General features: G+C 35.1%; 20 protein-coding genes, 1 other RNA gene and 1 pseudogene. 5 read left to right on the forward strand and 17 right to left on the reverse strand.

From position 1 onward, the window contains the following. From AWV75_RS18855 to AWV75_RS06895, 7 genes and pseudogenes are all read right to left on the reverse strand, one after another. Nucleotides 1–953: pseudogene (locus AWV75_RS18855) on the reverse strand (hypothetical protein); the annotation flags it as partial. Nucleotides 954–2155: 1202 nt separating this feature from the next. Further along, complete coding sequence (locus tag AWV75_RS06870; RefSeq protein WP_060873684.1) at nt 2156–4117, reverse strand: OmpA family protein; 1962 nt, start codon at nt 4115–4117, stop codon at nt 2156–2158. Between the two features lie 11 nt (nt 4118–4128). Next, nucleotides 4129–5061, reverse strand: a complete 933-nt coding sequence (locus AWV75_RS06875) for a PorP/SprF family type IX secretion system membrane protein (RefSeq protein WP_060873685.1) — start codon at nt 5059–5061, stop codon at nt 4129–4131. Between the two features lie 12 nt (nt 5062–5073). Then, a complete protein-coding gene (locus tag AWV75_RS06880; protein WP_060873686.1) occupies nt 5074–6390 on the reverse strand; it encodes a gliding motility-associated C-terminal domain-containing protein in 1317 nt (438 codons plus the stop codon). A gap of 433 nt (nt 6391–6823) precedes the next feature. Continuing rightward, a complete protein-coding gene (mnmD, locus tag AWV75_RS06885) occupies nt 6824–7495 on the reverse strand; it encodes a tRNA (5-methylaminomethyl-2-thiouridine)(34)-methyltransferase MnmD (RefSeq protein ID WP_060873687.1) in 672 nt (223 codons plus the stop codon). Nucleotides 7496–7502: 7 nt separating this feature from the next. Continuing rightward, the gene (locus AWV75_RS06890; protein WP_060873688.1) at nt 7503–7994 is read right to left on the reverse strand and encodes a hypothetical protein; all 492 of its coding nucleotides are present in this window, start codon (nt 7992–7994) and stop codon (nt 7503–7505) included. Next, on the reverse strand, nt 7957–8469 hold the full coding sequence (locus tag AWV75_RS06895; RefSeq protein WP_060873689.1) for a DUF4920 domain-containing protein: 513 nt from the start codon (nt 8467–8469) through the stop codon (nt 7957–7959). Before AWV75_RS06895 ends, AWV75_RS06890 begins: the two co-directional genes overlap by 38 nt. Nucleotides 8470–8894: 425 nt before the next feature. On the opposite strand from AWV75_RS06895, the gene AWV75_RS06900 reads away from it, so the two are divergent. Together AWV75_RS06900 and AWV75_RS06910 are read left to right on the forward strand one after the other, a co-directional pair. Then, nucleotides 8895–9968 carry a branched-chain amino acid aminotransferase gene (locus tag AWV75_RS06900; RefSeq protein WP_060873690.1) on the forward strand — a complete coding sequence of 358 codons (1074 nt, stop codon included), beginning with the start codon at nt 8895–8897 and terminating at the stop codon, nt 9966–9968. 314 nt (nt 9969–10282) lie between these two features. After that, the gene (locus AWV75_RS06910; protein ID WP_060873691.1) at nt 10283–11395 is read left to right on the forward strand and encodes a hypothetical protein; all 1113 of its coding nucleotides are present in this window, start codon (nt 10283–10285) and stop codon (nt 11393–11395) included. Nucleotides 11396–11429: 34 nt separating this feature from the next. On the opposite strand, the gene kdsB is transcribed toward AWV75_RS06910, so the two are convergent. Further along, a complete protein-coding gene (gene kdsB / locus AWV75_RS06915; RefSeq protein WP_060873692.1) occupies nt 11430–12167 on the reverse strand; it encodes a 3-deoxy-manno-octulosonate cytidylyltransferase in 738 nt (245 codons plus the stop codon). 80 nt (nt 12168–12247) lie between these two features. Beyond that, nucleotides 12248–13687: an ATP-dependent DNA helicase gene (locus tag AWV75_RS06920; protein ID WP_060873693.1), complete on the reverse strand. Its 1440-nt coding sequence runs from the start codon at nt 13685–13687 to the stop codon at nt 12248–12250. A 129-nt stretch (nt 13688–13816) separates the two neighbouring features. Here AWV75_RS06920 and AWV75_RS06925 point away from each other — a divergent pair, with 129 nt between their 5' ends. Together AWV75_RS06925 and AWV75_RS06930 are read left to right on the forward strand one after the other, a co-directional pair. Further along, complete coding sequence (locus tag AWV75_RS06925) at nt 13817–14608, forward strand: DUF3822 family protein (protein ID WP_060873694.1); 792 nt, start codon at nt 13817–13819, stop codon at nt 14606–14608. Continuing rightward, entirely contained in the window at nt 14605–15177 is a 573-nt protein-coding gene (locus tag AWV75_RS06930; protein ID WP_060873695.1) for an RsmD family RNA methyltransferase, read from the forward strand. The genes AWV75_RS06925 and AWV75_RS06930 overlap by 4 nt, the downstream gene beginning before the upstream one ends. A 52-nt stretch (nt 15178–15229) precedes the next feature. Here the strand turns inward: AWV75_RS06930 and rnpB are convergent. Beyond that, an RNA gene (rnpB, locus tag AWV75_RS06935) (RNase P RNA component class A) lies at nt 15230–15545 on the reverse strand. 63 nt (nt 15546–15608) lie between these two features. Next, nucleotides 15609–16448: a 1,4-dihydroxy-2-naphthoyl-CoA synthase gene (locus AWV75_RS06940; protein WP_060873696.1), complete on the reverse strand. Its 840-nt coding sequence runs from the start codon at nt 16446–16448 to the stop codon at nt 15609–15611. Nucleotides 16449–16708: 260 nt separating this feature from the next. Here AWV75_RS06940 and AWV75_RS06945 point away from each other — a divergent pair, with 260 nt between their 5' ends. Continuing rightward, a complete protein-coding gene (locus tag AWV75_RS06945) occupies nt 16709–17893 on the forward strand; it encodes a serine hydrolase domain-containing protein (protein ID WP_060873697.1) in 1185 nt (394 codons plus the stop codon). A 161-nt stretch (nt 17894–18054) separates the two neighbouring features. Here AWV75_RS06945 and AWV75_RS06950 read toward each other — a convergent pair whose 3' ends face one another. From AWV75_RS06950 to AWV75_RS06975, 6 genes are all read right to left on the reverse strand, one after another. Beyond that, nucleotides 18055–18738 (reverse strand): potassium channel family protein, encoded by a 684-nt coding sequence (locus AWV75_RS06950; RefSeq protein WP_060873698.1) that lies wholly within the window; start codon nt 18736–18738, stop codon nt 18055–18057. A gap of 13 nt (nt 18739–18751) precedes the next feature. Then, a complete protein-coding gene (locus AWV75_RS06955) occupies nt 18752–20542 on the reverse strand; it encodes a TrkH family potassium uptake protein (protein WP_060873699.1) in 1791 nt (596 codons plus the stop codon). A gap of 2 nt (nt 20543–20544) precedes the next feature. Then, nucleotides 20545–20919 (reverse strand): DUF3037 domain-containing protein, encoded by a 375-nt coding sequence (locus AWV75_RS06960; protein WP_060873700.1) that lies wholly within the window; start codon nt 20917–20919, stop codon nt 20545–20547. Beyond that, complete coding sequence (locus AWV75_RS06965) at nt 20906–21700, reverse strand: HipA family kinase (RefSeq protein ID WP_060873701.1); 795 nt, start codon at nt 21698–21700, stop codon at nt 20906–20908. Before AWV75_RS06965 ends, AWV75_RS06960 begins: the two co-directional genes overlap by 14 nt. Nucleotides 21701–21853: 153 nt before the next feature. Next, nucleotides 21854–22252: a hypothetical protein gene (locus AWV75_RS06970; RefSeq protein ID WP_060873702.1), complete on the reverse strand. Its 399-nt coding sequence runs from the start codon at nt 22250–22252 to the stop codon at nt 21854–21856. Between the two features lie 117 nt (nt 22253–22369). Continuing rightward, nucleotides 22370–22795: a hypothetical protein gene (locus tag AWV75_RS06975; protein ID WP_060873703.1), complete on the reverse strand. Its 426-nt coding sequence runs from the start codon at nt 22793–22795 to the stop codon at nt 22370–22372. Between the last annotated feature and the right edge of the window lie 87 nt (nt 22796–22882).

A 22882-nucleotide genomic window follows, 5' to 3' on the forward strand; every position in this document is an offset into this window, starting at 1 on the left:
GTTGTTGGATTGTAGTTGACATTTCCGTATTTACCTCTTAATTCCGTGATGATATTGGTAATGAAATCTTCATTACTGGTGATAGTCGTTACAAAATGCTCATCATTACCCAGCTTTGTTGTAAACGTTTTATTGTCAACCAAATTAGTTACAAAAACATCGTTATTCGCAATAACTCTTCCTAGATCATCAATCGCTACTGTAAAACGATTATTTTCAGTATCGGTGATAACCAACACATTATTAACCTCATCAATAGCAAAACTTTTAACTTTGGTGTTTCCTAAACTTTCCCAACTGATGTCCACTACGTTGTAGTCTGCATCATAGTAGAAGAATGAATTAGTTGATACATCAAATCCTACATTTCCGTATTTGCCTTTTAACATATCGACAATTGTTGTGATGAAAGCAGTATTATCGCCCAACTTGGTAATGAAATCCTGATTCGTAGCAATCTGCTCCACAAACGTTTTGTTGGTAGCAATATCCGTTACCGCTAACTCAACCACATTTTGTTCCAAATCGGTAACGACCAACTTGTCATTCACTAAGGTAAAGCTAACGTTGGTTGTATTTAATACACTCCAATCTACCTCGTGTTCTACTCCTTGCTCATCGTAATAAACAAAAGTATTGGTTGTTGGATTGTAATTGACATTTCCGTATTTACCTCTTAACGTATTGATAACATTGGTAATAAAATCTTCATTGTTGGTGATGTGATTGATAAACTCAAGATTATCACCCAACTTGGTAATGAAATCTTGATTCGTAGCAATATGCTCTACAAATGTTTTATTAGAAGCAATATCTGTTACCGCTAATTCAATTTTATTTTGTTCTGAATCGGTAACAACCAACTTGTCATTCACTAAGGTAAAGCTAACGTTTGTTGTATTAAAATCACTCCAATCAACATCATGCTCTACTCCATTCTCATCATAATACACGAATTTATTGGTNGACGTTTCCGTACTTGCCTTTTAATTCATTGACGATATTGGTAATAAAATCTTCATTGTTGGTGATGTGATTGACAAACTCGATATTATCACCCAACTTGGTAATGAAATCTTGATTCATAGCAATATGCTCTACAAATGTTTTGTTAGAAGCAATATCTGTTACCGCTAATTCGATTTTATTTTGTTCTGAATCAGTAACAACCAACTTGTCATTCACTAAGGTAAAGCTAACGTTAGTTGTATTAAAATCACTCCAATCAACATCATGCTCTACTCCATACTCATCATAATAAACAAAAATATTGGTTGTAGCATTGTAGTTGACGTTTCCGTACTTGCCTTTTAATTCATTGACGATATTGGTAATAAAATCTTCATTGTTGGTAATGTGATTAACAAACTCGATATTATCACCCAACTTAGTAATGAAATCTTGATTTTCCACCAAGTTTGTCACAAACGTATTATTTTTTGCAATCGCTGAAATGGCAAGAAATACCTTTCCTCCTTGCGTATCTGTGATTACTAAACTTTCAATGTCATTATTATCTTTTTCAATGGTAAAAGCCCGATTCTTTGTATCTATGTAAGTATCTCCAGCTAATAATTGCGTCCATTTTTCGTTGCTCCAATAGTAAAAGCCTGCAACAAGTGATGTACTTCCTGTATTGTAAACAAGCAAACTTTCTTCAGGATTAACAATAGCTGATTTATCTTGCTCACTAAATAATTGAATTCTAGGAAGCAAAATACCTTTATCTTTAGCAACGATGTCTAATGCTGAAGCAGGATTGGGTTCTCTTGTACCTATACCAACCTGAGCACTAACGAAATTTCCTAAAAATAAAAATAATAAAGGAATAACTTTTCTAATCATAATTTCTCTCAGTAGATTAATTAATAACACACTAACTTTAAAAAAGACGAACAATAACATCAATACTTCGGATGTAAATGAAGTACATATTCATTACTCGCCAGAAACAAGCTACCTTGCTTCTCTTATTATTAAACTTATATTTCCAGCATGATCCATGCTCAAAATAGGATTACTTCAAACTTTCATGAACAACAATGTTGCTCAACTAGTTGAGTTAAGAGTTCTATTTCGGTTTTATCGAAACTGTGTTCCTTACTTTTAGTACATAAACACAGCCTTGATAAACCTGTACATGTCCAACTAGACTTTATATTTCTTTAATAATAAATTCACTGCGTCTATTTTCTTGGTGTTCCGAAGTAGTACACGGTACACCATTACTACATTTGTTTAGCAACTGACTTTCTCCATATCCTCGTCCAGTCAAGCGACTCGGATCGATTCCTTGTTCAATCATCCATTTAATGGTTGATTTCACACGACGATCAGATAAACTCATGTTGTAATCATCATTTCCTCTACTATCTGTATGAGAGCGAACATCAATTTTCATGGAAGGGTATTCTTTCATTACCTCTACTACTTTCATCAATTCAATCGAAGCATCTCTACGAATATTAGATTTATCAAAATCAAAATAAATAGGTTGCAAATTGAGTCTTTTAAATAAATCATCGTTTAAGCCCAAAGGTTTTTCCGCCTTTTCTAATCCGATATTCACTACTTTAACTCCAGGTTCGCGATTTACGTTAAAAGCAACTTCCACCGTATTATAGGATTCTTTTTCTGCTTTTATACGGTACTTATATCCACAATCTAAAAGTGAAGTGATATAATATCCCTTACTATTGGTGTAAAGGGTATCTGATTTTTGATAGAATGCATCTGAAATAACAATCAAGGCATTCGCTACGATTTCATTCGTATCTTTATCGTATACTGTACCTTCAATCGTTTGTTTGCATGGTTTTTCAGCAAGGAAATAAATATCATCAGATCCTTTACCATCTGCGCGGTTTGAACTAACAAATCCTTTATTTTGTTTGGGATCTAAATAAAATCCAAAATCGTCCATGCTACTATTGATTGGTGTTCCCATGTTTACCACAGGGCCAAAACTTCCATTAGGATAGAGTTTGGTTACAAACACATCCAATCCACCTAAACCTGGATGCCCATCAGAAGAGAAATACAACTGATAATCGGAGGCTATAAAAGGAAAGTTTTCCCTACCTTCTGTATTGATTGATGTTCCTAGATTTTCAATAGGACCATAGCCTTCATGCTCGTATAGAGCCACGCGAAATAAATCGGATTGTCCAATTGTACCTTGTCGATCAGAAGCAAAATACAACCACTTATCATCGGGTGTTAATGCAGGATGGGCTGTATTAAAGTTATCCGAATTAAAAGGCAATTCTACAACATTTCCCCACTTTCCATCCGCTTGTTTTACTGCCTTATACAATTTCAATAAAGAGGTTTTATCTTTATTTTGTTTGCTTTTTCCGCTGGTTTTCGAATTGTTACGCGTGAAATACATCGTATTGCCATCTTGTGTAAAGACAGCCGTTGCATCATTAACTGCTGAATTAATTTCTGGTGCAAAAAGCGCGGGTTCTCCAAACCCATTTTGACCAATCGTAGCGCTATATAAACTAGTATAGCTTTCATTTGTCCAAGAATGGATTTTACTACTATGTTGCTGATTTGTAGCACGTGCTGAAGTAAATATAAATTGATCCCCAAGAAGGGTTCCTCCATAATCTGAATATTCCGTATTTAAATCTAGATGTTTAATATCATAGCGATCCGAACGATTTTCAATATGAGCTAAATAATCGCGGTTCTTGTTGTATAAATCGACTCTAGAATCTCGCTGTTCTAATACGGCAAACTGATCCATCATTTGTTTAGATTTGGTATAATCTTCAACTGATTTTAGAGTTTGTGCATAGCGATAGTAGTATTCTGAGGGTAGCTTTGCAAGTTCTTTGTCCTCATAATGTCCTTCAAAGAGTTCGGTATACCATCTATTTGCCTCTACTAATTTCCCATTAAAATAGTAAGCATCAGCAAGATTTTGCAAAATAGACGTATTGACATAGCCCTGATTTGCCATGCGTTCATACACTTTAATAGCGTCAACATAAGCCAGTCGATCAAAACTTTTATCTGCTTGTTTTTCTTTTTTAATTTGACTATAACCTGTTGTGCTTAAGCCCAAGGCTATACTTAATATTCCAAGTTGAATTATTTGTTTCACCATACTTGTACTGATTAGAAGAACCTTGGCGCAGCAATGCGCTTATAGCTATTAAACAAAGTGAATCGCATAAAAATCTCATGAGATCCTGAATTATATCGAGCCAATTTAGAAGTTTCAGCATCATAACTATACCCAACAAAGATATTTTCTGACACTTGAAAACCAACCAAACCACTCACTGCTGCATCCCAACGGTAAGCAACTCCTGCAGTAAACTTATCTACAAACATGAAATTAGCAGATACATCCATCTGCAAGGGAGATCCTTGCTCCATTTTCACCATAGCAGCTGGTTTAAATTTGATATCGTTATTTAGATCGAACACGTATCCCCCTGTCACATATAAGTGCATCTTTTCACGCATTGTTTTGACATTATTATCGTCATAACGCGAACGAGTTAGTAATGTGGGTACTGAAACACCTACATAAGCCTTATCTGAATACAAGAATAATCCCGCCCCAATATTGGCATTAAATTCATTTTTAATATCATCTTCTGCTACTGGGTCTGTCGGGTTGTAAATATGTAACTTACTGTAATTGACATCTAGTAAATTTCCTGACCCTTTCAATCCAAAAGCCAACTTATAATTGTAGTTCAAATTCACAGCATAAGATAAATCAACTGATAAGGTATTATCGTCCATCACCCCTAAGTGATCGTTGACAAAACTCACCCCTAATCCCAATCCAGATTCCCCCAAAGGAGTATTGACAGACAAAGTTGCTGTTTTAGGAGCCCCTTCTAACCCCACCCATTGGGTGCGATATAAACCAAAAATATTCAACCCTTCTCTACTTCCTGCATAGGCAGGGTTGATGTTTGAGTGGTTATACATATACTGCGTATATTGTGGATCTTGTTGCGCATAGGACTGTTCCATACAAAACAAGCCTACCCCTCCAAGAACAAAAGTCTTTATTGTGTTTTTTAGTCTCATCTATTTTGGGATTTAATTGGTCTCTACATGTAAATTGGCTGCTTTCTTAATCATACGATTGCCATTTGCATCTTTGTATTCATAAGTCACTACATAGTAATATGTTCCACTTGGTAATTTTTTATTTTTATCCACTGTAATCTTACCATCGGAATATCCTCTAAACACATTTGTACTTCCATCTCCTTTTGGATCATATCCCGTAGTTTCATACACTTTTACTCCCCAACGATTGTAAATCTCTACGCGGTTATTGGGATATTTATTGATATTATCAATAATGAAGTAATCATTTTTACCATCTCCATCGGGTGTGACTAGATTGTAAATCACTACATCCCCTTCAATAATCCAATCCTTTTTTACTGTAGCTAAAGTGAAATAACCAAAATCTTTAATTTCTGCAACTGTCGTTACTCTTTTGAGAGACATATCCACTACTCCTCCTTCATCCACCCATAGTTGTTGTTTGGCATCCCAGCGGACAATATGCAATTCTTCTTCTGGATTTTTAAGTAATTCCGGAGGTGTAGTTTCCTCATTCCAATCCAAACTCAAGACAACCATATTCGGTTGTTTTAAATTCCCTTCCAATCGCCAATATTCTTTCTCGTTTAAGACCTTAATTACCCCTGTTGTTTTTTTATGCGCTGTAAAGAACGGAGCATCTTCTAAATAATATTGCCCTACAATAGTGGCTAAAACATCATCCGGTGCACTAATCACTGCTGGGCGAAAATATTCTTTATGTCCAATAGGATATTCAAAACGATCATTTCCTTTCTTTTCCACTGCTCCTTCAATATAGCTGTGATTGCCAACATTCTCATGTCGAGCCCCAGCAAGGAAAGTAACCATCCCATTAGAAACTGAAGTAATAGTATTTTTTGTTGGATCTACTTTTACAATTCCATTTTTAAAATGAGCCAAACCTGAAATATCAATATTGTTCTTTAAGTCAAAAGCATTTCCATTTAGTTCGCTGTCAAATTCAATATTGTAAAAAGAAGCCAAACTATTTCCTGTGATTCGCTTTGCTTGGGTAGAATTAGATAAAATAAAAAAAGTAGAAGAACTCTTCATCGAAGAAGAAATCCCATAATACCCATCATTCGTAAAATCCTTATAATAATACACGCTCCCATCATTCACAAAAGTGCCAGAAGCTGTATTTGTAAAATCGAGCTGAGTAGATAAAATGGTTTCTGGGCGGACACTGAATAAACCTGTATTCACTAACTGAATATGCTCCGATTCGTCTTGTCCATAAGATAAGGTATGAACACAAATAAGCAGCAAGGAGGTTAATTTGAAATAATTCTGACTCATATAAGTTTTATTAAATGGTTGGTATTCCTTTCTATTGCTCAGTATTACTATACTATCCAATATATTGAATCACTAAAACATATCTTAATTTAAATACACAAATATTAAAATTTACATAAATTTAAATAAAAAAATGAATCAAAACCAAATTAAAACAAATATTAAAGTAAAGTTAATTTAGCAATAACATTAACATATGAGTAATTTTTAACAAAAAAAATAACCATATAAACCATAATAACACCTATCTTAACATTTAAACACCTTCTTTGATTTAAAAAATGATTTTATGATAATTTTATTTTTATTAAAAAATAATAAATTCATTTATTTTAAAATAGAGAACTATCAAAATCAATAACTTAACGTTAATCCACAAAAAAACCACTAGATACCCAGTGGTTTGCTAGTGGTTTTTCAAAACGAAAGTTTTCTAATTTTTATATGCGAGAAGCATTTCTCTTTTGCCAGGTGGACCTGTTACAATTTCAATCGTAAATCCAGCGGCTTTCATATTTCTTTTAATTGGATTTCGACAAGCATAAGTCACCAACATTCCTCCTTTTTTTAAGCTATCATAGGCGGTTTTAAAAATAGCTTCAGACCATAAATGGGGTTGAAATTGATAGCCAAAAACATCAAAATAGACCAAATCAAAATCAGCTCGTTGTAGGGCTACAGTTTCAAATGTTGCTTGTAGCTTCTGTACTACTACTTGTGGATGTAAAGCTACTTCAACATCCCAAGGGGCTTGATGCAAAGCCTTAAACAATGCTTCTCCTTCCGTAAAGTCAGATACCAGCGAAGGAAAAGTCAATACACTATATTCTGATTCTGTCAATGGAAACGCTTCAATAGTGTGGTAAACTAATTTTTTTTCCTTTGGTACAACGTTAGCCATGGTTAAAAAGGCATTCAATCCTGTTCCTAAACCAAACTCTACTATTTTTATTTCGTCTTGGTCCATAAACTTCATCAGTCCTTGTTCAATATAAACGTGGTTAGATTCTTGTATCGCTCCGTGAATAGAGTGATACGTTTCTCCCCACTCTTCTACTTCTAGCGAATGAGAACCATCTGAAGTGACTATAATCTTTCTCTTCATTATACTATTAAGGAATCAATAATTTTTTTATTCTCGGTATAGGTCCACCACATTTCTTTTGATGGCAACTTAAACATGCCTCAACAATAGCGTTGAACTTTTCTTTTGTCTGTTGATTAGGATCAGCATAAAACGCTTCTTCTACTTGAATAAACGCTTGTGCTTGTGTTTCAAAAAACAAATCTTTATCTGAAGGATCCGTCATGACTGCCGAAAATAGACGCTGATGCAAACTAGGCATTGTATTATCGATGGATAATCCTTCCATAATGCGCGCTCGAATACGTTGATTATCGACATACATCTGTTCCATCAAGGCCGCCATTTCGGACATTTCATACAGTTGAAACGTACTTTCTTTGTGTTCTACCGCAGGTTGTGCTTCCACTTTGGATTCCTTTTTACAACTCACACACAAACAAAGAAATAACGCAATGAGTCCCAAACGCATCATACCGTCCTTATTTAGCAATTGCAATTCCATCTGCTTCAAATGCATAGGTAATTTTAGGTTCAGTAATCGCTGCTATTTCAGCCTCACTTTTACCAGCATCCTTAGCGTAGTGTTTTAATTCATCAATAGATACAACCGACACAAAAGCTCTTCCTTGCATCACTACCTCATGTCCTGCTGCATTCATTGGGGCAAAAAAACCATAGTCCTTGAAGCGAACAAAACTACTTTTATCTTGGTCCAAGTCGACTTGCATCCAACACCCCTTTTTCTGACATACTTCTTTAATTGTAGAAGTAAAGGCAACTTGTAAAGTATCTCCTTCTTTTAAATGGTCAAATTTGCTCCACATTTCTTCTTTAGACAAAACAGGTAATTTAGCGTCCAAATCTTGTCCAAAAGTTTCATACACTTTAGCAGGTGTTGCTGCTACTTCTTGTGTTGCTTGTTGCTCTTGCTTCTTTGCACAGCTAGTCGTTGCCAAAGCAAGTAATCCTAAGGTTACTACGAGATATTTCATTTGATTGTGTTAATATATAGTTGGATCAAAGATAATTAAAAAATAAACTGAAAATAAATACAAGTAAACCATTTCGAATCGGCTTCCTCTTTCTTCTTGTAGACAAGAAAAAACAACTATAATCTTTTCATCTTTACCATGCAGCGATAATAAAAATCCTCTTTTTTAGTAGCGAATAAAGGTAGGTCTAAGTAAATCAAAAAAATAAACTAAAAACGAATGGTTTACACAAACAAATTCAAAGTATTCTAAATTTTCTCAAGTTTTTTTTTGATAATATAATATTTTATTCAGCTACATAAATATTCTTTAAATTAAATTGATAAATAGCGACTTTTTTTGCTATTTTTGTAAGGCAGTTGAATAAAAAAACTGCTTGAACGTTTTATTTAATACAACAACAACTTTTAAAAAAACACTATAAAATGAGTTTAGAAACAAAATTTGAACTTTCTATCGATAAAATAGAAAAGTCTAGAGTCGATTCAATTGATTTCGAGAATGTAAAATTTGGATCTATTTTCACGGATCATATGTTGGTTTGTCATTATAAAGATGGTAAATGGGGAAAAGTGGAAATCAAACCTTATGGACCGATGAGTTTCGCACCTTCAATTAATGTTTTCCACTATGGACAAGCTATTTTCGAGGGAATGAAAGCGTACAAAGACAACAACGACGATGTATGGTTATTCCGTCCACGCGAGAACTGGGCTCGTTTTAATAAATCTGCAGAACGTATGGCTATGCCACATATTGATGAAGAAAGATTTATTGATGGTTTAAAAGCACTTTTAAATTTAGATAGAGAATGGGTTAGAAAAGGAGAAGGAAACTCTTTGTACTTACGTCCATTTATGGTTGGTACACACGAAGGTGTTGTTGCAGGACCATCTAGCGAATTTATGTTCTGTGTTATTTGTTCTCCTGCTCGTACTTACTACTCAGGAAAAGTAAAAGTACAAGTTGCTGAGCATTACAGCCGTGCAGCTAACGGAGGTGTAGGATACACGAAATGTTCTGGAAACTACGGTGGACAGTTCTATCCTACTCAATTAGCTCAACAAGAAGGTTACCAACAAATTATTTGGACTGATGATGCTACACATACAAAATTAGAAGAAGCTGGTACAATGAACGTATTCTTCAGAATTGGAGATACTTTAATTACAGCACCTACTAGTGAGCGTATCTTAGATGGTGTAACAAGAAAAAGTTTAATTGACATCGCTAAAAGCAAAGGAATCAACGTTGAAGTTCGTTCTATCGTTATTCAAGAATTAGTAGATGCGCATGCTAAAGGTGAACTATTAGAAATCTTTGGTGCTGGAACTGCAGTAACAATTGGGCAAATTGAAGGTTTTGCTTACCAACAAAAATACTACGAATTACCAAATGTAAAAGATGAAGATTCTTATGCAGTTATGTTGAAAACAAACCTACAAGGTATTCAACAAAAAGCAATTGAAGATACTTTCAACTGGACAGAAAAAATATAAATATCCCTTTGGGATACTATTTCAAAAACGGCAGACATCCTGCCGTTTTTTTATGCGCTATATTGAAGCTTTTTACTTATTTTTGCTAAAATCTTTATTATGTTTACACCAGGGCAAATTCAATTCGCGCTTTTCTTTATTGTTGTCTTTACGATTGTACTAATCATCATGTATCGTAAAGATCTTAACCTTCATAGAAAATACTACAAAAATAGATTGTGGATCCTACTCGCGTTTCTTGCCTTTATTGGTTCATTATTCATCTTAAAGAACGTGCTTAAATAATTTTTAATCCTGGGTATCGACTGCTTACTATGAAAATTCTCAAGTATTTCCTACTGCTTATTACCTTATTATGCGTTTCGCTTATTGTTTTTGTATTAACACAAAGTGGTAATTTCAAAATCACGAAATCCTTTGAATTAGATGCTCCCCAACCCATTGTTTACCAATACATTCAAGATTTAAACAATTGGAACGACTGGATTGCGACAGAAAAAATGTCCAATGGTGTATATGCTATTGAACTCCCAAATATAGGTTCTTACCAAATTCGTAAAGAATACGAAAAACTCAATGATAGTATCTCTCAAGATATTTTATACGACAATAAATTGTCTAATATCATTTGGCGCTTCTCTACGCAAGGACAAAAAACAAAAGTAGATTTCTCTTTTGAAGGTTCGATTGACCTCAAAACAAAAATCCTTACTTTCTTCTCAGGATCTCCTAATAAAGTTGTTGGTGAAGCAATTGACAATAGCATCAACGGACTTATTGTATTTTTTATTAAGCAATATAAGGAATACGACTTAACTACTACAGGCCTAGTTAATAAAGCTCCGCTAAACTATATCTACCTCAACGGAACTGCTGACTATACTGATATCAAACCTTCAATAGAAGTTTTACACACCAAATTAACAGAGTTTTGTACAGCAAATAATATTAAAGTAGATGCTACTCCACTGCTGATTTTTGACAATACTCCATTAACACAGACGCTGTCCTTTCAATATGGTTTTAAAATACACGATGCTATCTTTTTAAACGAAGAAGAACTTTTTAAAACAGCTACTTTAGAGGCTAACACCTACTTTGAAAGCACTGTTTCAGGATATTATTCTCATTTGCCAAAAGCATTGAGAGAAATTAGACCCATCATCAGTAAATCAGAAGTATTTACAAATAATCCAACAGGAAAAATGATTATCGAATTGAATCAATCTTCCTTCAATAACCGTTTACCATCTTCTTGGAAAACAACAATATTGATTCCGGTTATACAAAATCAACAACCGACAACGGTATATGATAGTATTAGACGACCTTATACACGTCCTTACGGAATGCCAAAAGAACATAACACGGCAACAGACACACCTCCAACCACAACCATCATAGGACAAGAGGAAAACAACGAATAAAAAAAAAGAGAATCTAAATAGATTCTCTTTTTTTTTATAGTCCACTAGCCAATAAGGCTTTTGCTCGTTCTAAATCTTCTGGTGTGTCAATTCCTACTCCTACATGGTGAGTAATTGCCATTTTGATGCGTTTACCATATTCTAAATAGCGCAATTGCTCTAATTTCTCTGTCGCTTCCAAAAACTTCATTGGCCACGTGGTAAATTCCAACAAAGCTTCTCTTCTAAACGCATATACTCCAATATGTTGGTAGTACTGTACGGCTGTTTCTTTATCGCGAGGATAAGGAATAACAGAACGAGAAAAATACAACGCTACTTTATTTTCATCCACCACTACTTTCACATTGTTGGGATTTTCAATAATAGCCCACTCGTGAATCGGAGTCATCAAAGAAGCTAAATCTATTTGTTGTGTAGAATCTTCTTTAAAAATCTGAATCAACTGTTCTAGATTATCTTTATTGACGAAGGGTTCATCTCCTTGAACATTAATTACAATATCAGCTTCGATATTCGCAATGGCTTCTGCAATACGATCACTACCACTTTCGTGTTCTTTTATACTGCGAACGACTTTACCTCCATGCATTTGAATCTCATCAAAAATTAAAGGTGAATCAGTCACAACAAAAACATCATCAAATAAGCCTGTTGCTACCGTAGCTTCATAGGTTCTTCGAATAATTGTCTTTCCTCCTAATTCTTGCATTAATTTAGCAGGAAAACGCGTAGAGGCATAACGAGCCGGAATTACCGCAATTACTTTCATATGGGTTGTATTAATTTCAATCAAAGATAAGGGATTTCAAGATTTTCTTACTATAGAAATTCCTGATTTATTACTTGGCATTAATCCAATTGCTCTTCAAAATACTCCTCCTGAAAACCAATCAAATACAATTTGCTTTTCGCACGTGTCATGGCAGTATACAACCAACGCACATAGTCTTGATTAATGCCTTCAGGTAAATACGGTTGTTCAATAAAAACCGTATCCCATTGCCCACCTTGTGATTTATGACAAGTTACTGCATATGAAAACTTCACTTGCAAGGCATTAAAATATTCGTTTTCTTTTACCTTTTGATTCTTTTTGTACTTCGAAATTTCATCTTCATAGTCTAACAATACTTCTTGATACAAACGATTACTCTCTTCATACGTCAAAGCTGGTGATTCACTTGTCAAGGTATCTAACAAAATTACCGTGTCAAAAGGTGCCATCTGATCGTAATCAATCATGCGAATGCGTACCGAAGCAAATCGGAAACCATAAAGCTCTACGGTTTTGTAAATTTGCAGAATTTCAATAATATCGCCATTAGCTAAGAAATCTGTCACCGTAGAATCTTTCAACCAATAGTAATTGTTTTTCACGACCATCAATAAATCCCCTGCGGATACTTCACTCTCCCGATCCAGAATACGCATGCGTATTTGCTGATTATAGGCATTGGCGCGTTTGTTCGAACGCACAATAAACATTGTTTCTTCAGGCCCTGCATTAGAATAGGACGAAAAAATAGCATCTTGAATATCGTAACTATCTGTTAGGCGAATAATATCTTTAAATCCGTATAAGTTAAATTGGAACGTATCCATAAAATGTGAATCCAACAACATGCGTAATTCCGTCGCATTATAGAGAATTCCAGAATCCTCTTCTTGACGCATCACCTCATCTAATTCAATGTATTGAATCGGCATATTGTAGTGAAAACTCAATTGATCTGTATCGAGCGCAGGGCTTACTGTCATGTTAATTGGCGGAAGCTGTGCAACATCTCCAATTAGGATTAGCTTGCAATTTTGTCCCGTATATACATAGTAAATCAAATCATCCAAAAGAGAACCATGTGGGTACATACTACTATCGCCAGCAGAACCATCGCCAATCATCGAAGCCTCATCCACAATAAAAATGGTGTTTTTATGCTTGTTTTGACGCATGGTATACTGCATTCCTCCTCCATTTTTTAATGGTTTAGGATAGTAAATATACTTGTGGATGGTAAAAGCTGGACGCTGAGCATAACTGCTAATCACTTTAGCAGCACGTCCTGTTGGTGCTAACATCACGGCGTATTTATGAATCGAACGCAATTGATTGACTACAACAGATAGCAAGGTCGTCTTTCCTGTGCCCGCGTATCCCTTCAAAACAAACAACTCATCCTGCTGATCTGCGGTAATAAACTCAGCTATCTTTTGTAAAAAAATATCTTGTTTTAACGTCAGTTCATACGGAAATTGATGTCGTAACACCTTGTAAAATTCAGTTCCTCTCATGCTATTATTCTCCTAAATACACCTAAAACACCAAAGATACTAAGCTTTTTACCCCAAGACTAATATACTCCCTTAAAATTGTTTAAATTTGTCTCTCGCATTCGCAGTTAGAAATTTAGTGCAAAAACGATGGAGCAAAGCTTAAACAAACTTATCATTCAGGTATCCCTTCAGAAATTTACGTTTATCATTCAAGACATTGAATCGAAACAAATTCACCATTTTGCCTCAGAAGGATTCAACCAAAATAGACCAATTGAAGATCAGTTGCACAGTCTTTTTGCTAAACATGAAGTTTTAACCTCTCCATTTGAAGATATTTTAGTTTTACACGATAACAATCTCAATACATTCGTACCACTTGCCTTATTTGATGAGCAGGCACTCGGATCATATCTACAATATAACACCAAAGTATTTTCTACTGACTTTTTTGCTTTTGATGAGTTAGCAGCTAAAAATATCAACAACGTGTATATTCCCTATGTACAAATCAACAATGTTTTATTGGATCAACTTGGGGAATTTACCTATCAACATATTAATACCCCTTTAGTTGATCATATTCTAGATCTTTCAACTAAACACACAGCAATCGAAGTATATGCCTATGTGCAAAAAGATCACTTCGAACTCATCGTTGTACAAGAAGGACAATTAATTTTATTCAACTCTTTCTTATACAATACCGCACAAGATTTCATCTACTATCTATTATTTGTATACGAACAGCTCAAACTGGATCCAGAAACGGTTCCGTTAAAACTGTTAAGCCGAATTGAAAAAGACGACAGCTTATTTGAACAGGCCTATACCTACATCCGACACGTAGAAATTTTGGAGGAACAAGCCACTATTGCTCCTTCCCTTCTATTACATTATCAAGTACCCAAACAACATTATATTTTATTCCATCTATGAGAATTATTTCAGGAAAATTAAAAGGAAGAAAACTAAGTCCACCTAAAAACTTACCTGTTCGCCCTACTACAGACATGAGTAAAGAAGCTTTGTTTAATATTTTAAACAATCACTTCAATTTCTCTGAGCTACAAGTCTTAGACTTATTTTCAGGCACAGGAAGTATTAGCTACGAGTTTGCTTCAAGAGGCGTGGAAAATATTGTCAGCATTGATGCTGATTATGGTTGTGTCAATTTTATTAAGAAAACAGCAAAAGATTTTGATTTAAATATCGTTCCTTACAAATCGGATGTATTCAAATTTCTTGAAAAACACCAAGGAACCTATGACATTATCTTTGCGGATCCTCCTTATGATTTCACGCAAGAGCAATTTGAGAAAATTGTAACAGATATCTTAAACAATAACCTCTTAGACGAAGAGGGCATGTTAGTAGTGGAACACTCTAAATTCACGAAACTAGAGCATCTGCCTCATTTTTCTTTTGAAAAGAACTACGGCGGATCTGTCTTTACTTTTTTTGAATACGCATCAGAAGAAGAGGACGAAGATATAGAAGAAGAATAAAAAAAATCCACACCTAGGTGTGGATTTTTTTATTCTTATACATTGATTTAAAAATAAATGCAGATCTATAAGCCGGATTCTGTATGCACCGAAATGCACCCTTATCATTTATCCAGGCCATCAATTACTCAATGGCTCTATCTGCCTACCCCTAAAGCATCGGGCGAGCAGCCCTCGAACGCTAAATATACATGGCATTTCACCGTATAGAGTTTACCTGATTTCACTACAGCATTACCTGTACATCCTTTCTGTTGCACTTGTCCTCACGGATTGCTCCGCGGATGGGTGTTACCCACTATACCGCTCTATGGTGTCCAGACTTTCCTCTCGTTTATTGCTAAACCAGCGATAAGGCGATCTGCATAAGTTTGCAAAAGTACAGCTTTCCGCGCAAAGGCGAACAAACTATTTACTTTATTTTATATCTATTATGGAATCCATTTCTTAGGGAAATTTGGCTTGCGTTTTTCTAAGAATGCATTGCGTCCCTCAATCGCTTCTTCTGTCATATAAGCTAAACGAGTGGCTTCTCCAGCAAATACTTGCTGCCCAACCATACCGTCATCTGTCAAGTTCATCGCAAATTTCAACATCTTAATAGAAGTCGGTGATTTCGCTAATACCTCTTGTGCCCATTCATAAGCTGTGTCTTCTAACTCCGCATGTGGAATTACCGCATTAACCATCCCCATTTCAAAAGCTTCTTGAGCCGAATAGTTTCTTCCTAAAAAGAAAATCTCTCTCGCTTTTTTCTGTCCTACCATTTTAGCTAAATACGCAGAACCATATCCACCATCAAAACTAGTTACATCCGCATCTGTTTGTTTGAAAATAGCATGTTCTTTACTCGCTAAAGTCATATCACAAACTACGTGTAAACTATGACCTCCACCAACAGCCCATCCTGGCACTACAGCAATAACTACTTTAGGCATGAAGCGAATTAAACGCTGTACCTCTAAGATATTCAAACGATGCATTCCATCATCTCCTACATACCCTTGATGCCCTCTTGCTTTTTGGTCTCCTCCACTACAAAAAGAATACACGCCATCTTTTGGCGAAGGTCCTTCTGCAGAAAGTAATACAACACCAATAGAAGTATCTTCTTGCGCATCGTAAAAAGCACGGTACAACTCACTCGTTGTTTTAGGTCTAAAAGCATTTCGAACTTCTGGTCGATTAAACGCAATACGAGCTACTCCATTACACTTTTTATAGGTAATGTCTTCGAACTCGATCGCCGTTTTCCATTCTATTTTACTCATATCTTTTACTATTTGTGAGTAAAATTACTGCTTTTTTACTTCATATCTAAACAATGACCAAGAGAATCCACTCCTCAAGTATTTCCATAGAAGTAAATCGCCAATCTTGCATTTATCGTTTAAAAAAAGAAGATGGATTGCGTACTTCCTATTTTTTTTATGTGTAAATTGAAAGTTTAGGAATAAATTTCTTTGATATTCGATAACTTTTACTAATTTGGTTTTTTCTTTAAAAAATCCCTACAAAGACAGTAAGACTAATGAATACCAAACTCGCAATCTCTTTAGTTAGCTTATTAGCTTTCGCTTCTTGCAAACAGCAACAGGAAGCTACTATGGATTTAGCCTTGAATATGCCTATCATCAAAGAACATAACGTTTTTGTTGATAAGCCTTATGAAACTTCATTTCAAGAACTAAAACCAGAGTATATCCTTGAAAAAGGACAACAAATCGAAGATTTCTACAATCAATATATCAAGAAAAGTGGTTACACAGGAAGTTTTTTGGTCGCACAAAACGGCAAGATTTTATATGAAAATTATTCTGGCTATGCGAATAAAAGACAAAATGAAGCCATTACCGAAAACACACCTATTCACGTAGCCTCTGTGGGTAAAGTAGTTACAGCAATAACTATTTTGCGCTTGGTACAAGAGGATTTATTGAGCCTAGATCAACCTGTTTCAGAAATTATCGACGGTTTTCCGTATGAAAATATTACGGTGCGTACCTTATTAAGTCACCGCAGTGGTTTAAAATATTATGGCTACTATCCAAACAAATGGACCAGTCAAAATGTAATTACCAATGACCAAGTTTTAGAAGTAATCAATAGTCAAACCGTTGCTTTGGACTTCAAACCGAATACGCGTTTTACGTATAGCAACACCAATTATGTGGTTCTTGCTTCTATTGCAGAAAAAGTAACAGGTAAAAAATTCAAACAAGTAGTTCGTGATTTAATCTTTGATCCACTAGAAATGAACCACAGTTTTGTCTTTGATGACATTACACATAAAAATGAAGTCACTCAATCCTATAATTCAAATTACCGCGAAATGCATTGGGATTATATGGATGGTACCTATGGGGATAAAAATATTTATACTACCCCAAGAGATATGCTCAAATTAGACACAGCAATGTATTCGGATGACTTTTTAAGTGCTGATTTAAAAGCGCAAATGACAGAAGGGTATAGCTTTGAGAGCAAAGGTACGCGTAACTATGGCTTAGGTATGCGTTTAATCAAAATGAAGAACAATAAAAACTATACCTACCACAACGGTTGGTGGAGAGGAAATACTTCTTCTTATATCCGCTTAGCGGATTCAAATGCTTGTATCATTCTCTTTTCAAACAAGTATTCGAAATTGACCTATAAGACAATTGATTTATCTCATTATTTAGGAGATTATCCTGTCGGAAATGTAGAGTTGTAGGGTGTTATGAGATATGAGTAAGTTATCCTAGAAATAAGACAGTTCAATATCTAAAAAAACAATATAAAAAAGGCGAGGGATTAAATCCCTCGCCTTTTTTATATATCTTAATTTGCTAGAATTGCTTGGTTGCACTCATAACTCATAACCAAAACCCAATTCTAGTCATTCAATATGCGCTTAATATCTTTATTATCGCCGTAAATCACCATAATATCACCTTTGTGTAAAACCGTATCATAAGAAGCAATGCCTTGCACCTCATGAATTTTTCTTTGTGCACCAAAGAAATTACGTTCTTCTCTTACCTTCAAAGTAGTCAAAACCACCAAGTTGTAATTGGTTCTAAAACCTATTTCTCCAAGTGTTTTATTGGCAAAACGATCCGATATTGTAATTTCAACAATACTATAGCGCCCATTAATCTCATACGAATCTACGACCCCTTTGATGCATAATTTCTTTGCCCAACGCTCTGCTGTTTCTTCTTCTGGGTGTACAATTTCATCAACCCCAATAGCTTGTAATACATTTTCATGTAACGGAGTAATTGCACGGCTGATTAAACGCTTAACATTTAAGTTTTTTAAAACAGCTGTTGTCATGATATTAGCTCCTTGATCTTCTCCAATGGCAACGATAACAATATCGGTATTAGCCAAGGGCAAGCCAGCAACTAAGTATTGATCTGTTGAATCCAAACAAATGGTATGCGATACTTTGTCTTTATTTGCATCAACACGAGCCATATTTTTATCGACTCCGATGACTTCATTTCCTTGTTCGGTTAACTTTTGAGCCAAAGAAGCACCAAAATTTCCTAAACCGATAATTATATATTTCATCCTAACTTTCCTATTAGTTAATCAAAATTTCTTCTGTTGGATACCTGTAATTGGTTATCGTTTCTTTTTTGCTAATTGCGATTAAAATCGTCAAGATACTCACTCGTCCCACAAACATCAACATGATGAGGGTTACTTTGCTCGGATCTGCCAATTTTGCTGTAATACCTGTACTCAATCCTGCTGTACTATACGCTGAAAATGCCTCGTAAGCTAAGCGAATAATATCTATGTTAGGTTCAAAAAAGGTCAAAGCAAATAATGCAACTCCTATACTAAACAAAGATAAAAAGATAATAGCAAATGCACGTCTAACAGCAGATTCATCTACTTCTCTTCGATTGACCTCAATTCTTGTCTTTCCTTTCATCAACGTCCATATATTCAATAGTGCAATAGCAAATGTTGTAGTCTTAATCCCCCCTCCAGTAGAAATTGGAGAAGCTCCAATCCACATCAAAAGCATCAGAATTAAAAATGTCGGCACAGTAAACAAATTATTATCTACAGAAGCAAACCCTGCAGTACGGGGAGAAGTTGCTGTAAAAAAGGCCACTACGACTTTTCCAAAACCATGATGTTCAGCTAAGGTATTGTTGTATTCTAAAAAATAAACCAAAACAGTTCCTCCTACAATCAAACTAGCTGTTGTAAGGAGAATAATCTTAGTACTCAAATTAATTACTCGAGGTACATATACACTTGCTTGCTTCAAACTAAAAGGAAGTATTCGATTAACGATAAGATGCTTGGCGTATTTGTACACATTGTAAACGATGGGAAAGCCTAAACCGCCCATAATAAATAAACCAGCAATAATTAATTGCAACGGGTAGTTGAATCGATATTCTAGGGTATATAAATTTTCAGGTAAAGTAGAGAATCCCGCATTACAAAAGGCAGATACTCCATGAAAAATGGCGAAGAATATTCGCTCGTATATCGAATCAAATACTTGATTTCGAATACTAATAAAGATGGCAATCATTCCAATTAATTGGATAATTCCAGAGATAATCATAATGCGTTTCAAGGTTCCGAAAACATCCCCTAACTTATCAATAGACGAAACATCTTTTAACACCAATTGATTGCCATACGATGCTTTTCCTCTAAAGAAATAGCTAAAATAGCTCGCAATAGTCATGATTCCCAATCCTCCACATTCCATTAAAAAGATCATTACCGTCTTTCCAAAAAGAGTAAACTGACTTCCTATATCAACGGTTGATAATCCTGTAACACAAACGGCACTTGTCGCGGTAAATAGCGCATCAATATAGCGTAAACTCCCTGGAGTAACCGTAGCTTTTGGAAAAGAAAGCATAAAGGCTCCAATGAAGATAATCAGTAAAAAACTAACAATAAACAACTGAGGTGGAGTGAGTTTTGTTTTCTTCAAGTTGAGCTGTAACATGGAAAACTCACGCACAAGCATGATAAATACAGCAAAGAAAATTACCGCATTACTATCAAAAAAGCGAATGGTATGTTCAGGCTGCCAACGAACAACAACCAATGTCAAAAATAAAAGTACGCTAAAAATATCGAAGATTTTAACGCCTAAACTAGGGAATTTCTTTTTTTGAAAAGCGCTATAATACCGATACGCAATAATTACCATACCAAAGGTTAAACACACATTGTACAAATGGTGCAAATGGCTGTGATAATCGTTCAACGTATTGAAACCCAAATCAAAAATCAGAGCAAACAAAGAAATAAAACTAAGCAAGAACGGCAAGCGAACTAAAAAATACTTTATTTTATTCACAACGACATCCTTGAGGTAAAATAATGGCATAGCTACAAGACTAATTCTTCAAAAAGTTGATTAAACGTTTGCTCTGCATCTGTTGTCAAACCACAATGGGTCGGTGAAACTTGAATACAGGAGCTCTTTGTTGCGGCTAGCCATCTAAAGCGCTCAGCAGCATCAAATCCCGTTATAGGACTTGCCTTTGCCTCTGCTTGTGCAATAGCAATAAACGCTTGAATATGTTTTTCTAAAACATCCAGATCAATTTCTGTGGCAAAACAGGCTAACTTTTCGCGGTTTAAAAAATACTGTCCGCGCAGTGCTCGCTTTTGTTTACAAAAAAGTAAAAGTCCAATATTAATGAACTCTCCACGTTCCACACGAGGAACGAATCGAATCACTGCATACTCATATACCAACATGACGTACCTTTTTTGCTTCATTAACAAAGAGCGCTGCATGATCTCGTCTTAGTTGTAAGAACTGATAATAAACGGCTCTAATTTCTTCTGGATTTAATGCTGACTCTTCCCAAATCAACCAATCAACTGGAATCTGTTGTACTATATCTTGTAAAACCTCATCCGTTAAAATACGAGTAAACGCCTCGTTTACTTCATCTAATTGAGACGCTTTTCCCAACAACACATGATCTTTAATCAGCGTGAAAGGGGTCAAAGCACTTTTCTCCCAATTGGTAAAAGAATGATGAAAATAAAAAGAAGCCCCATGATCAATCAGCCATAATTCTTTATGCCAAATCAACATATTCGTATTGCGAAACGTACGATCGACATTCGTGATAAAAGCATCCAACCAAACCACTTGAGAAGCCAATTTTTCATCGACTTCATACGCTTGGGGATCAAATGTCAAAGCGCCTGATAAAAAATGCAGTCCTAAGTTTAGTCCCTGACTAAACTTCAATAGATCTTGTATTTCCTCATCCGCCTCTGTTCTACCGAATGCTTCATCTAAAGTGGCGAAAACTAATTCAGGTACTGGTAACCCTAGAGTTTTGGCCAATAGTCCTCCCAGTAACTCTGCAATCAAAGCCTTTACACCATGTCCTGCACCTCGAAACTTAATGACATATTTAAAACCATCATCAGCATCCGCTAAGGCAGGCAAAGACCCTCCTTCTCGCAAAGGAGTGACATAACGTGTAACCACTACACTTCTTAAATCAAATGATTTATTCATCCATTTATGTTCTTAATTAGTCAAAGAATTACCCCACTAAAAGTAAACTTTCTGATGGGTTTTGCCAAACCCTACCTCTACTAAAAGGAAAAAAGGGATAAAATCCCTTCTTTATTCTTTGGCATGCTATACATTATACGCTGTTAATCAGCCTTATTTCATTGTTATTTTGGCATTTGTCAAGATTTTTCTCAACGCTCCTTGTTGCTCCTTCGTCTTCAAGTTAAAAATCTCTCTTACTTTGCCATTATTTAATTTCACCACTGCTTTTGTAGCCAAACCTTTAGGCATTTTCACATACTTAATGGCTACTTTATCTAACTGTTCAGCGGCTGTTTTAGTCAGAAAATTTTTATAAACCAAAAACAAAAACACCGCTGCGATAATACAAAAAACGTAATCCATTTCTTTCGGACTCTCCCAATTCGCCATAAATAAACGCACCAAAGACATCCCCAAAATAATAGCAGACATCAAACGAGAAGAAGTTAACCTTCCTTTGTAATTATCCTGAATAATCAGTTGTTTAGTCTCATTATTAAATGATAGCATAAGTATATTTTTTTGATTGTACTCAATCCTACAAAGGTAAGTATTAAACTTTGAAATTGCTCTTTTTTAACCTTTTTACAAGAGATTCGCACAGAAAAATAACCAAATGAATCATCCCTAATACTGTTTGGAAAAAATCACATCAAAAACAGCAAGTGATGTATCGTCACTTTGCCCTAACAATTGTTTCAATACGGGAACATATCCTTGATATAATTCAGCATACTCAAAAATAATTTGCTTATTTTTCATGATATATCCATCGTAAAAACACGTGTGTAACTGTCCTATTTTATTAATCACACCTACTTTCAAATAAGGATGTTTACGGCTAAAAGAAATAATTTTATCCTCCAAGAACAAGACCGAAAGATCAAAATTCGTCCAACATATTTCATCAATATTAACGGATAACAGCAGTAAAGAATCATCTTTATGCACAACATAATCCATCGTTGCAAAAGGAAATAAAGCACTTAACTCGGCTGTAAAAGCTTGCTTATTTTCGGCATGTAGCGCTATAATAACATAAAGGATTTCCATAGACTTACTTCTTTTATTTAAAGTTAAGCGGTAAAAATGTTAATTCCTTATTTTTAACCTTACGAAATAGTTATTAATGTATTAAGT

Source organism: Myroides odoratus (genome assembly GCF_001549985.1).
Classification (GTDB): domain Bacteria; phylum Bacteroidota; class Bacteroidia; order Flavobacteriales; family Flavobacteriaceae; genus Flavobacterium; species Flavobacterium odoratum_A.